The following is a 12,137-nucleotide window of genomic DNA, read 5'->3' on the forward strand; positions in this document are numbered from 1 at the left end:
CCCTATTCCTTCTTGTTCTGCAGCGCCTTCAGCTCTTGCATAAAGCTGTCGATATCCTGAAATCGCCGATACACCGAGGCGAATCGCACATAGGCCACCTCGTCGAGGTCTTTTAAGCGCGCGAGGATCATCTCGCCGATCTCTTCGCTGGTAATCTGGCGGATCATATTGCTCTGCAGGGTCGATTCTATATCGTCTGCGATGGCCTCCATATCTTCTACCGACACCGAGCGCTTTTCGCAGGACTTGATCAAGCCGTTTAATATCTTATTCCGATCGAACACTTCGGTACCGCCGCTTTTTTTGAGCACGGTAATGGGGACCACTTCAACCTGTTCGTAGGTGGTGAAGCGCTTGTTGCACCCCAAGCACTCCCTCCGCCTGCGGATGGAAGTGCCTTCGTCCGTCGGACGGGAGTCGACGACTTTCGACTCCGAATGTTGGCAGTACGGGCAGCGCAAAAATCACACCTCCTGAAATACAAAAGGCGTATCCCGCAGGATACGCCAAAAACTCTTTTATCTCATTCTGCGGAGGAAATCCGGAATATTCAACTCATCGTCCTTAGCTTTGCTGCCGGATCCGCTCTTTTCGTCCTTGCCTTCGTCTCCGGTGCGCTTCGAACGATCGACATTCTTTTCGTCTTGATCCTGATCGAACTCGGTGGCGATGACGGTGATCTTCACCTGATCTTTCAGGGATTCGTCGATGCCCGCACCGAAGATAATATTGGCTTCTTCGTCGACCGCCGAGCGAATCAGATCGGCCGCTTCGTTCATCTCGAACATGCCCAGATCGTTTCCTGCCGTTATGTTCAATAGCACGGACTTGGCGCCGGAGATCGAGGTCTCCAAAAGGGGACTTTGTACGGCGTTTTGCGCCGCTTCGGTAGCGCGATCGTCCCCGGATGCATATCCGATACCCATATGTGCAATGCCCTTGTTGTTCATGACGGTCTTTACGTCGGCAAAGTCGAGATTGATGACGTTCGGAACGCTGATCAGCTCGGAAATGCCTTGGATCCCCTGTTTCAGGATTTCATCGGCCATCATAAACGCTTCGGAGAAGGTGGTCTTTTTGTCGGAGATATTGAACAGCCGGTCGTTGGGAATAATGACCAGGGTGTCTACCTTGTCCTTCAATTCGGAAATGCCGCGTTCCGCCTGACGGGTGCGTCTTGCCCCCTCAAAACTGAAGGGTCGGGTAACGACGCCGACGGTAAGGGCGCCCAGATCTCTTGCGACATCGGCGATAATCGGCGCCGCGCCGGTACCGGTGCCGCCGCCCATGCCGGCGGTGATAAACACCATATCGGCACCTTCTAAGGCTTCGCGGATCTCGTCGAGACTTTCTTCCGCAGACTGTTCGCCGATATCGGGATTGGCGCCTGCGCCCAGACCCTTGGTGATCTTTTCACCGATCTGAATCTTCGTCTCCGCCAAAGAATTCTTCAGCGCCTGGCGGTCGGTATTGATCGCCAGAAATTCCACGCCCTTTACGCCGGCGTTGATCATCCGATTCACGGCATTATTCCCGCCGCCGCCGACACCGGCCACTTTGATTTTTGCAAACTCTTCGTGGTCCATATCAAAATCCAACATATACATCCTCCTAATTGCGCCCTAAAGCCACAGATATCGAATCAATTTATTCTATTTTATAGACAAATGCGAGACAAGTCAAGAATTCCCATTCTGTGTCGCGCGTGCCTTTTGTGCATCTTCTTCTGCGCCATCGCTTTCTGTCTTTGGGGTCTCTTTCGATGTCGTTTTCTCCTCGGCGCCCCGCGCTGATTTTGTCGTTTCGGAAGGCTTCTTTTGCTCTGACTGTTCGCGCTTCGTATCGTCCTCGTCATCCTCGAGCGCAGAGGGCTTTACCGCGACGGGATGATCGCCCTGGTCCAAGTAAATCTCGCTGTAACGGCTGTTTTTCGCCTTCATTTCCTTGTAGATCTCTTCCAGCTGGCGGATCTTATAGGGTCCGTCTTCGAAGCTTCGAATATGCACCGCCGTTCCGTCGGAAAGGAGGATCTTGATCCCCCTGTCCAATATGTCGACGCTGTTGATGCTCTCCGCCACCGCCGATTGAAAGAGTCCGCGAATCATTTCGATCTTTTTTTCGTTTTTGGTTCCGTCAAAGACCGTATGCCCGATCTTTATCGCCTTCGTCGGCATTCCCGAAATCTTCGGAAGATTCGGATCATAGGAGCGCGTCTTCTCGAGCGCCTTGAATTCTTCATTCACCAAGACGTAGCCGTCATCGGTATAGATCTGCGCGAAAGGCGTCTCCTCTCGTATGTCGACCTTCAGCTTTCCGAAAAACCCATAGCCGATATGCACTTCTTTGACATAGGCATTTTGTGCGATGCGATTTTCCATGCGCTTTTTGTCGATGCGCGGATAGCTCGTTCCCACCGCCTCTTCGGCGACAGCGCGCACCGTATTTTTGGGGACCACTTTGGTGCCCGTAACCTCGACGGTATCGATTTTGAGTGCCCGTGCGGCTCCCCATGCGAGCGCCGCGATCAGTAGCGCAGCGATAGCCACAAAGGCGATGCGCCGATTGCGGTACTTTTTCGGGAGTTTTTTCTTTCGCTTAGCCATGGTTTGCGATCTCCAGTATCGCATCGGCAATTTCTGCGGTGGCGCCGGGATTGCTGAGTGCATTGGCCGCATCCCCCATCGCCCGCGCCGTCTCTTTGTCTTCCAGTATGTCCAAAACCTTGTTTAGCAGCACATCTCCGTTCAATTCGGATTCTTCGATGACAAAGGCCGCGCCCTTATCCCGATAGCTGACGGCGTTGTGGAATTGGTGATTGCCCGCCGTGTAGGCTTTGGGAATCAAGACAGACGGCAAGTGCATGGCGCTGATCTCCGCCAGCGTCATAGCCGATGACGAGGCGACGACGCCCTTGGCGAGCGCCAAATACTCGGGAATTTCGTGGGAATAATCCAGGATTTTATACGACGCGGCGTCCACCTCGGGCATCCGCTTCAGAAAGTCCTCGTAGTGGTCCTTTCCCGTGATATGCACCCAATAAAACGGCAGTTCTCGGTGTTTTTCCATAATCTCGAGCACCGCCTCGTTGGTGGATTCCTGTCCGCCGCTTCCGCCGAAGGAGAGGATTGCGTCTTTTTCCGTCTGCCAGTCCAGCGTCTTTTTCGCCGTGGCCTCGTCCATTTTTTCGAATGTATCGCGAATGGGATTGCCGGTAAACAGCTTCGGCGTCTCTTCCGGAAAATACTTTTCCGCTTCCGAAAAACTATATGCCACCAGTTGAACCCGCTTGCCCAATAGTCGATTGGTCTTTCCCGGGTAGGCATTTTGCTCTTGAATGGCGGTGGGAATTCCCTGATTCTGCGCCTTTAGGAGAATCGGCGCGCATACATAGCCTCCGGTTCCCACCACGACGTCGGGACGAAAGTCCTTTAAGATCTCGCCGGCGTCTTTTAGACCGCGCAACAATTCGATCATAAAGAGGAACGAATCCTTGTTGATCTTCTTGCGCGGCAGTCCCTTTACGCGAATCGCACGAAAGGGCAGCCCCGCCTTGGCGGCGAGTTCTTCTTCCAGTCCGCCCTTCTTTCCCACATATAAAAATTCCGCGTCCGGCACTTTCTTTTTTACCGCATCGACAATGGCGAGGGCCGGGTAGATATGTCCTCCGGTTCCGCCGCCGGAAACAATCATCTTCATGCAGAAACTCCTTTCCCGGATAACCGTAATAGTATGCCGCTCATCCCCATCACCAAAATCAGCGCCGTACCGCCATAGGAAATAAACGGCAGCGTGAGCCCCGTTACCGGCAATATACCGGCGGCAACGCCCATGTTAAAGAACGCCTGAAAGCCGATGGATACAAAGATCCCCGACGCCAAGAGCTTTTCGTACAGCCCTTCTTGCACCACCGCGACCTGAAAACCACGGTAGACAAAGAACGCGAATAGGGCGATCACCGAAAAGGTGCCGATCAGTCCCAATTCTTCTCCGATGATGGCGAAGATAAAGTCGTTGTACGCCTCCGGCAGATTGTTGAATTTTTGATTCGACTGAAAATAACCTACGCCCGTGATCGACCCCATCCCCAAGGCGTACAGTGAATTGGCGAGCTGCCAATCCGTATTGGGAATGTCGTCGAAGGGATCCAAAAACGAAGTCAATCGCTTCATCCTGTACGGCACGCGAATCGCAAAGAGAAAAAAACCCAGCGCGCCGGCACCCAGCACGGCGACGAATTCGTGAAAGCGGATGCCGGAGATAAAAAACATCGAAAACAGGCTCAACCCGATAACGCTCGCCGAAGAAAAATCTTCTTTCGCCACGACGATTACCGAGACGCCGATCACGCACATAATCGCCAAAAATCCCTTTTTTCGGTGGTTTTTACGGTGCAAGACGCACAGATGTGCGACATAAAAGATCGAGGTGTATTTCAATAGATCCGACGGCATAAAGCGAAACCCCGTTCCCGGCACCTGCAGCCAGCGCGTGGCGCCGTTGATGGTGACACCGAAACCCGCCGCCACCAGGCCGCACAATAGAATGCTTACGACCCAAAGGGGCAGCGCGACCTTGCGATAAAACTTAACGGGCAGGATATAGCCGACGAAGGCGGCGCCGATCCCCAGCGCCAAATAGAGCAGATGGCGCTTTAAATAATAAGTGCCGGCATTGCCGTCTTGCATCCCCGCGGCCCACGAACTCGAGGCGACCATAAACACGCCCATCACCAAGAGCAGTACGATGTCGATCAAAAGCAGGGGATCTACGTATTTTTTCAATCTTTCCATGAAAACATCATCCGCCCCACTTCTCGGCGATCAGCGTCTTAAAGAGATCGCCTCGCTCTTCGAAGTTCTTAAACTGATCCCAGGAGGCACACGCGGGCGACAAGAGCAGCGTATCGCCGGACAGCGCCGCATCGGTCGCCGCTTTTATCGCCTCGTTTAAGGTCTCGAATGTATGAATCTCCTCGATTCCCTCGCCGCGCGCCTCTTCGGCCATCAGATCTTTTGTCTCGCCAAATAGGTATAGTCCCGCGATCTTGTCGCGATGCCGGTGAAAGAGCGGCACAAAATCGCTCCCCTTGGAAAATCCCCCGGCCAATAGCCGAATCGGCCCTTCGAGCCCTGCAAGGGCGACGTCGGTAGAATCGGGATTGGTGCCCTTCGAATCGTTGTATACCCGGATGCCGGCGAATTCGCCGAGAAATTCCATGCGGTGGTCCACGCCCTTATAGTGCATCAGCGTCTCTCGTACGGACTTCGGCGATACGCCCATTAAATAGGCGCAGAGCGCCGCCTCCAGTGCATTTCTAACATTGTGGTCGCCGGGAAGAAGCATCTCCTCTCTCTCCATGAAAGGAATCAAGTCGCTGCCATAGCGAATATAGAGCGTGCCGCCGTCGAGGAACGCGCCGTCCTGGCGCACCGGGGCGGTACTGACGACCAAAGCGCCCTCTGCCTCTTCTCCCAATAGTGCCAAATAGGGATCGTCTATGTTCAGAATCAGATGGTCCCCTTCCCGTTGGTTCTTATATATGTTTTTTTTGCTCTCCCGATAGGCGTCTACGGATTTATGGTGGTCCAAATGGTCCTCGGTAATATTGGTGAGAATCGCCACTTTGGGCCGAAAATTGATGACGGTCTCCAGCTGAAAGCTGGAACATTCCACGACGAGGATGTCGTCCTTTTTGGCGCGTTTTGCCAAGGGAAGAATGCCGATTCCCACATTCCCCCCCATATAGGCGGTTTTACCGCCGTCGAGGAGCATATGGTACAAAAGATCGGTGATCGTGGTCTTTCCATTGGTGCCGGAAATTGCCACAAAATTTTCGCATTCGGAGATCCGATACGCCAATTCTACATCAGAGATGATGGGGATATTCCGCGCGGCGAGATCTACGAGTCTTCCGCTTTCCAGCGGGATCCCCGGACTCTTTACCACGAGGTCAATCTCTTGATCCTCGTATACGGGTAAAGAAGCGCCGAAGGACTCCATTCGCGCGGCATTGTCGTCATAAATATATAGGGTGTTGTCCTCGGCCAGGGCATCGATGGCACTTAGGCCGGTGGTGCCCAGTCCGTAAATCAATAGTTTCTTATCTTTCATCTCTTCCCCCTAAAATATCAGGAAGTAACTGATGATGCAGAGCACGATCTCTATGCCGACAAAAAGACCGACGATTTGCACCTCCCGCCAGCCCTTCTGTTCGAAGTGGTGATGCAGCGGACTCATGAGAAAAATTCGCTTGCCCCGCAGCTTAAAGGAGGCGACTTGCAAAATCACCGACAAGGTCTCTATAAAATAGATTCCACCGCAGATCGGCAACAGAAGCGGCAAATTCAGCAAAATGGCGACCGCCACCACCGCACCGCCCAGCGCCAAAGAGCCGGTGTCTCCCATAAACACTTTGGCGGGATATTTGTTGTACCACAAAAAGCCCAACAAGGCGCCCGCCGTCACCAGACAAAACGCGCCGATGGCGAGGCGTTGTGTTTGAAAGGAAACCAGGGCAAAAAACAGCATGATCACAATGGTCACCGAAGTGGACAGGCCGTCCAATCCGTCGGTAAGGTTGACGGAATTGACGGTTCCCACGACGACGAAGATGATAAAGGGAATAAAGAAAAACCCGAAATCGATCAGCCGCCCCGACCCCGGCAGCAATACCGCCGTACTCAGTCCCTTGCCGGAGAGGACAAGAAAGTACAGCAGTAAGGCGATACATATCTGCGCCAACAGTTTTTGTAGGGCCGTAAATCCCATATTTCTCTTGTTGACGACCTTAATATAATCATCCACAAATCCCACCAAAGCAAAGCCCAATGTCGATATAAAGAGGATTAGGGTCTCGTAGTTCAAATTGCCGGTAAACAGCGTCGCCAATAACATGGCGGACAAAAAGATGATTCCGCCGATGGTCGGCGTTCCCGCCTTTACCAAATGGCTTTGGGGTCCGTCCTCCCGGATCTCCTGACCGGCATTGAGCCGCCGCAATAGCGGGATGCATATTTTTCCCGCGATCAAACTGAGGATCAAAGCGGCCGGAAGGCTCGCCGTCGTCACTAATTCTCCCATCTCATTATGTCTCCTTTTGCTTTCTTTTGCGCGTCGCTCGCGCCGTCTTTCGTATCGGTTTGCTGTTTCGAATCGGAAGCGGATTTTTCGTCTTTTTCTTCTTTCAGATCTTTTTCCAGACGAATGTATACCTTCTTTTGATCGCCCAGCACTTCTCCTCCCAAGGGTTCTTGGGAAACGACCGTACCTTCTCCTTCAAAGGCGTAGTCGATGCCGGCCTTGTCCAAGAGCAATTTGACTTGTTCTTTGGTCTTGCCCTGTAATTTCGGTACGCGCTTTTTGCCGGCGTCGTTGGGATCTACGGACAGATCGACGATGGTATCTTCGTCCACTTCCGTGCCCGCTTTGGGCATCTGCTTTTCGACGATGCCGAAATTCCCCACATCTTCCGAAGACATATTGAATTTGAGGCCGGAATCGGTTAGGAGTTTTCCCGCATCTTCCAAAAGCATATTTTCCACGTCGGGAACAACGATCTTTTTCTTTTTCTTCGTAGCGCCTTCGCTGAGCATGGGGACTTCCGCTTCTCGTAGCGCGGCGCCCATAATTTCCGATGCGATGGGCGCCGCCACCGTGGCGCCGTAATAGTCGCCCTTGGGATTTTCTACGATGACCAGCACCGTATACGCGGGGTCTTCGGTCGGACCCACGGCGACAAAGGAACTGATGTATTTGTCCTTTTCATAGCCGCCCATCGCCGACACTTTATCCGCCGTACCGGTCTTTCCGCCGATATGATAGCGATCGACGGCCCCCAGCGTTCCCGTTCCCTCTTCTACGACTTTTTGCAAGAGGCGCAGCATGGTCTCGCTGGTCGCCGAAGAAATCACCTGCCGCCTTACCGTGCGGTCGCGCTTTTCGATGACATTGCCGCCGGCATCGCGAATCTCGCGCACCACATAGGGCTCGAGCAGATAGCCGCCGTTGGCGACGGCCGATACGGCGGTTACCATTTGGATCGGCGTTACGGCAATCCCGTGGCCGAAACTCATGGTGGCAAGGCGCGCGGCGTTGATATCCTTTACGCCCTCGGGCACCAAGCCCGCCTGTTCCGCGGGCAGATCGATGCCGGTCTTCTCGCCGAATCCGAAGGCTCTGATATATTTTAACATACCTTCTTCGCCGAGTTCCCGCGCCATGCTCACAAAGGTGACATTGCAGCTTTCGGCAAATGCCGTATCCATCGTGATGTCCCCGTGGGGATCCGGCAGCGAGGTACAAGTGATGGTAATGCCGGGGATGTCGCGCACATAGCCGGTGCAGTAATAGTGTTTTTTCGGATCGCTGGTGTTTTCTTCCAGCGCCGCCGCGGCGGTTACGGTCTTAAAGGTGGAACCCGGCTCGTACATATCGCTGACCGCAAAGTTCCGCCAGTTGTCGAACCAAATCTCGGTCTTCTGCTTGCGCGTCAGATCCTTCCACACGGAACGCTGCGCCGCATCCGCCGGATCATAGGGCTTGTTCAAATTATAATCGTCGGTGGATGCCATAGTGGCGATCGCCCCGGTGTCCGTCTCCTGTACGATGGCGGTGATGCGCTCCGCTTTGTTTTTGGTGCGGTGCGCATCCAAAATCTCTTCGGTTTTACGCTGTAAGGATTCGGAAAGCGTCAACGTGAGATCGGCGCCGCCCACCGCCGCCTTGGCGGAATCTCTGTTTTTCTTGTCCTTCCCCTGGGGCGCCAGGTTTTTTCCCACCACCCCCCGCAGGGAATCGTCATAGTAGCGTTCCAGTCCGTATTGGCCTTCCCCGTCCCGGTTGACGAAACCCAAAACCAAGGAGGCGAGATCGTTTCCGGGATAGGTGCGCGTTTCGTAGTCTTCGACCACCACGCCGGGGATGTCCGAATCCCGCACCTCGGTCGCCACCGTGCGCTCTACGCCGCGCTTGAGCAGGACATGCCCGCCCTTGTCGAGGCGCGCCTGTACCTCGGATTTTTCCATGTCCAGTAGCGAGGCGGAAACCTTCATCAGTCGCTCCGTCGCCTTTTCGGCCTCCGCCGATGCCGAAAGCGTCTTGGTATCGACATAAATGTCGGAACGGCTGATATTTCCGACCAGCGCATTGCCCTTCGCATCGTAGATCACGCCGCGACGGGTCGTAGCGCGCTTATCACTTTCGAGTGCGAGTGCACTCTTGGTCAGTTCTTCCGATCGAAAGACCTGCAGTTGTACCATTCTTACGGACAAAATAAAAAAGAGCAGGAAGAGAAATGCGTACACCAAGGTCACTTTTCTGTCCGTTCGCTTCAAATACGAAGACAAAAAGTTTCCGCTATGCGCTTTCTTTCCCGCTCTTTTCCTATGCTTTCGCTTCCGCTCTTCCACAAGAGCCCTCCTAGTCCTCCTTGAAAATATGCAATACGGAGATTACCGGGTTCAAATACACATTTTCATTGACGTCATTTTTTTCATTTTTCATATTCACATCGATATATTTTACCTGATCGTTGTCCGGATAGACCATGCCCAGTTGAAACTTTGCTTTTCTGAGGATGTCTTCGGAACTTTTTATCGCATCCAATCCCGCATTCAAATCTCTATATGTCTTGTCCATCTCTTCGAGAGAAGCGTGTTGTTTCGCGATGGCGGTATTGAGTTCTGCAATCTGGGTGTGGGTTTTCAGATTGAAGACCAATGTAATTCCCAAGACGACGATAACGGCCGCCGCCAAAAATACGGCGGAAACTCCCCTGGCGCGCGGACGCCGTCTTTTGGCAGCACGCGTCTTCTGTTGCCGACTCCTCTGAACCCGTTTCATTATATCACTCCCATTACAGTTTTTCAGCAACCCTGAGCTTGGCCGAATGTGCCCGGTTGTTTGTGGCCAATTCGGCGTCGTCGGCGACGACGGGTTTGCGGGTGACGATGCGAATCTCTCTCTTTTTATTGCAGGTACAGATCGGTTGCCTGGGCGGACAGATGCAGTCCTGATGCAGATACTTAAAGGTGTTTTTTACGATCCGGTCTTCTAATGAGTGGAACGTGATAATGGCGAGGCGCCCCTTCGGCTTGAGCCGATCGACCATCATGGGAATGGCTTCTTCGAGCACTTCCAACTCCCGATTCACGGCGATTCGAAGGGCCTGAAAACTCTTCTTCGCCGGATGCCCGCCATCTCTTCGCACTTTAGCGGGGATCGCCTTTTTGATGATCTCGACCAATCGAAAGGTCGTATCGATCGGCTGGATATTGCGTTCGCTTACGATAAATTCCGCAATGCGCTTTGCCCAGCGCTCCTCTCCGTAACGGAGGAGAATATCCGTGATTTCATCGGCAGAATAGCGGTTCACGATGTCATAGGCGCGAATGTCGCCATCGCCGTCCATGCGCATATCCAAAGGACCGTCGAAACGATAGCTGAACCCGCGCTCCGGCGTATCGAATTGGTGGGAGCTTACGCCGATGTCCAAGAGGATTCCGTCGACGCGGTCTATGCCGTTTTCATCGAGGATCGCATCCATATGTACAAAATTTCCCTTCGCCAGCACAAAGCGATCCGAAATGGCGGACAATCTCTTCTCCGCGGCCGCCAGTGCCGCATCGTCCTGGTCGATTCCCACCAAAAGGCCGTCCTCGAGACGACGCAGAATTTCGCTGCTGTGGCCGCCGCCGCCCACCGTACCGTCTACGTATATGCCGCCGGGGCGAATTTGAAGATGCTCTATTACCTGCTCGTGCAGTACCGGTATATGACTGAAATCCATAACCCCTCCTATATGCCGAGATCCGCCAATTGCTGTGCGATTTGATCGTAAGAAAGGGATTCGTCCTCGTTGTAGGCATCCCACAACGCTTCGGACCATATTTCCATGCGCGTTCCCACGCCGATAATCACCGATTTTTGCTGCAAATCGGCATAGTGTATCAGATTTTGCGGAATCCGCACTCTTCCCTGCTTGTCCAATTCTCCGTCACAGGCGCCGGAGAAGAAATACCGTACAAAAGCGCGGGCGTTTTTGTGGGTCAGGGGCAGCTGTTTCAGCTTTTCTTCCATGCGCTTCCACTCGTCCAGGGGAAACAGAAAAATACACTGATCCAATCCCTTGGTCATGACAAAGCCCTCGGCCAAGCCGTCGCGAAATTTCGCCGGCATGACCAAGCGCCCCTTGGGATCGATATTGTGCTTTGCCTCCCCGAAAAACATATTTCCCCCAAAACAAACCCTTATGAACCACTTTGCCCCACTTACCTATATTCTACACCATTCAGTGCCTATTTCAAGCGGTTTTCGGCATTTTCGACAATAAAAAAACCGCCGATATTTCGGCGGTTCGCAAATTTCGTTTAGGATGGCTTTTTGTCAATCAGTCGGTAGTCGCCTCCGTCTTTTTTCTTGGACGCCACATAGAGGATCGCCAACCCGAAGAGAATTCCCAGAATGCTGACGAGTTGGGCGGTACGCAATGGCCCGATATACAGGCTGTCCGTGCGTAGCCCTTCGATACAAAAGCGGCCGATGCCGTACAGGATCAAATACCACGCGGCGAGTTGCCCGCGAAATTTTCTTCGCTTCGCGAGCACAAAAAAGAGAAACAGAAAAATTCCCACGTCCAAGATGGATTCATACAAAAATGTGGGATGCACCATCTCGCCCCCCACCTGAATCGCCCAAGGCAGATCGGTGGGGCCGCCGTGGGCCTCTCCGTTCATAAAGTTGCCCCAGCGGCCGATGCCCTGTGCGAGCACCACGCCGGGCGCGAGCATATCTAAAAAGTCCCAAAACGACAGCTTCCTCTTGCGAGCGAAAAACCACGCCACGAGCATACCCGCGAGTATGCCGCCGTGGATGGCGAGCCCCCCGTTTCGGATGGCGAGGATTTCTGCGGGGTATTGTCCGTAGTATTCCCACTCAAACAACACATAATAGAGCCGTGCGCCCAGAATGCCCAAAGGCAATGCGTACAGGGCATAGTCGACGACGGATTCTTTGGGGATCGCGGGATTTTTTTGGATCAAATTTTCCGCCACCCATACGGCGAGTACCGCGCCCAAGGCGATCAGTATGCCGTACCAGCGCACGTCCAGTCCGAAGAGGCGAAATGCGACAGGATCCAT

The 12,137-nt window shown here is 53.4% G+C and carries 12 protein-coding genes; all 12 read right to left on the minus strand.

Annotated elements, in window-relative coordinates; genetic code table 11:
* Positions 1-2: 2 nt before the first annotated feature.
* A complete protein-coding gene (gene nrdR, locus EL294_RS04560; RefSeq protein ID WP_126465519.1) occupies positions 3-461 on the minus strand; it encodes a transcriptional regulator NrdR in 459 nt (152 codons plus the stop codon).
* Between the two features lie 57 nt (positions 462-518).
* Entirely contained in the window at positions 519-1,601 is a 1,083-nt protein-coding gene (gene ftsZ / locus EL294_RS04565; RefSeq protein WP_126465520.1) for a cell division protein FtsZ, read from the minus strand.
* A gap of 78 nt (positions 1,602-1,679) precedes the next feature.
* The gene (locus EL294_RS04570) at positions 1,680-2,603 is read right to left on the minus strand and encodes a cell division protein FtsQ/DivIB (RefSeq protein ID WP_164715225.1); all 924 of its coding nucleotides are present in this window, start codon (positions 2,601-2,603) and stop codon (positions 1,680-1,682) included.
* Positions 2,596-3,696, minus strand: a complete 1,101-nt coding sequence (gene murG / locus EL294_RS04575; RefSeq protein WP_126465522.1) for an undecaprenyldiphospho-muramoylpentapeptide beta-N-acetylglucosaminyltransferase — start codon at positions 3,694-3,696, stop codon at positions 2,596-2,598. The genes EL294_RS04570 and murG overlap by 8 nt, the downstream gene beginning before the upstream one ends.
* Entirely contained in the window at positions 3,693-4,790 is a 1,098-nt protein-coding gene (locus EL294_RS04580; RefSeq protein ID WP_126465523.1) for an FtsW/RodA/SpoVE family cell cycle protein, read from the minus strand. The genes murG and EL294_RS04580 overlap by 4 nt, the downstream gene beginning before the upstream one ends.
* Positions 4,791-4,797: 7 nt before the next feature.
* A complete protein-coding gene (gene murD, locus EL294_RS04585; protein ID WP_126465524.1) occupies positions 4,798-6,111 on the minus strand; it encodes a UDP-N-acetylmuramoyl-L-alanine--D-glutamate ligase in 1,314 nt (437 codons plus the stop codon).
* 9 nt (positions 6,112-6,120) lie between these two features.
* Entirely contained in the window at positions 6,121-7,080 is a 960-nt protein-coding gene (mraY, locus tag EL294_RS04590) for a phospho-N-acetylmuramoyl-pentapeptide-transferase (RefSeq protein ID WP_126465525.1), read from the minus strand.
* Positions 7,068-9,407: a penicillin-binding transpeptidase domain-containing protein gene (locus tag EL294_RS04595; RefSeq protein ID WP_126465526.1), complete on the minus strand. Its 2,340-nt coding sequence runs from the start codon at positions 9,405-9,407 to the stop codon at positions 7,068-7,070. The genes mraY and EL294_RS04595 overlap by 13 nt, the downstream gene beginning before the upstream one ends.
* Positions 9,408-9,417: 10 nt before the next feature.
* Positions 9,418-9,840, minus strand: coding sequence for a septum formation initiator family protein (locus EL294_RS04600; RefSeq protein WP_126465527.1), 423 nt, complete (start codon positions 9,838-9,840; stop codon positions 9,418-9,420).
* Between the two features lie 13 nt (positions 9,841-9,853).
* The gene (gene rsmH, locus EL294_RS04605) at positions 9,854-10,786 is read right to left on the minus strand and encodes a 16S rRNA (cytosine(1402)-N(4))-methyltransferase RsmH (RefSeq protein ID WP_126465528.1); all 933 of its coding nucleotides are present in this window, start codon (positions 10,784-10,786) and stop codon (positions 9,854-9,856) included.
* A gap of 8 nt (positions 10,787-10,794) precedes the next feature.
* The gene (mraZ, locus tag EL294_RS04610; RefSeq protein ID WP_126465529.1) at positions 10,795-11,226 is read right to left on the minus strand and encodes a division/cell wall cluster transcriptional repressor MraZ; all 432 of its coding nucleotides are present in this window, start codon (positions 11,224-11,226) and stop codon (positions 10,795-10,797) included.
* Positions 11,227-11,366: 140 nt separating this feature from the next.
* Complete coding sequence (gene lgt, locus EL294_RS04615; RefSeq protein WP_126465530.1) at positions 11,367-12,137, minus strand: prolipoprotein diacylglyceryl transferase; 771 nt, start codon at positions 12,135-12,137, stop codon at positions 11,367-11,369.

It is taken from the genome of Aedoeadaptatus ivorii, from assembly GCF_900638585.1.
Lineage (GTDB): Bacteria > Bacillota > Clostridia > Tissierellales > Peptoniphilaceae > Aedoeadaptatus > Aedoeadaptatus ivorii.

Coding starts and splice junctions, on each gene's coding strand:
- ftsZ (WP_126465520.1), bottom strand. CDS start 1,601: ATGTTGGATTTTGATATGGACCACGAAGAGTTTGCAAAAATCAAAGTG.
- EL294_RS04570 (WP_164715225.1), bottom strand. CDS start 2,603: ATGGCTAAGCGAAAGAAAAAACTCCCGAAAAAGTACCGCAATCGGCGC.
- murG (WP_126465522.1), bottom strand. CDS start 3,696: ATGAAGATGATTGTTTCCGGCGGCGGAACCGGAGGACATATCTACCCG.
- EL294_RS04580 (WP_126465523.1), bottom strand. CDS start 4,790: ATGGAAAGATTGAAAAAATACGTAGATCCCCTGCTTTTGATCGACATC.
- murD (WP_126465524.1), bottom strand. CDS start 6,111: ATGAAAGATAAGAAACTATTGATTTACGGACTGGGCACCACCGGCCTA.
- mraY (WP_126465525.1), bottom strand. CDS start 7,080: ATGGGAGAATTAGTGACGACGGCGAGCCTTCCGGCCGCTTTGATCCTC.
- EL294_RS04600 (WP_126465527.1), bottom strand. CDS start 9,840: ATGAAACGGGTTCAGAGGAGTCGGCAACAGAAGACGCGTGCTGCCAAA.
- rsmH (WP_126465528.1), bottom strand. CDS start 10,786: ATGGATTTCAGTCATATACCGGTACTGCACGAGCAGGTAATAGAGCAT.
- mraZ (WP_126465529.1), bottom strand. CDS start 11,226: ATGTTTTTCGGGGAGGCAAAGCACAATATCGATCCCAAGGGGCGCTTG.
- lgt (WP_126465530.1), bottom strand. CDS start 12,137: ATGGATCCTGTCGCATTTCGCCTCTTCGGACTGGACGTGCGCTGGTAC.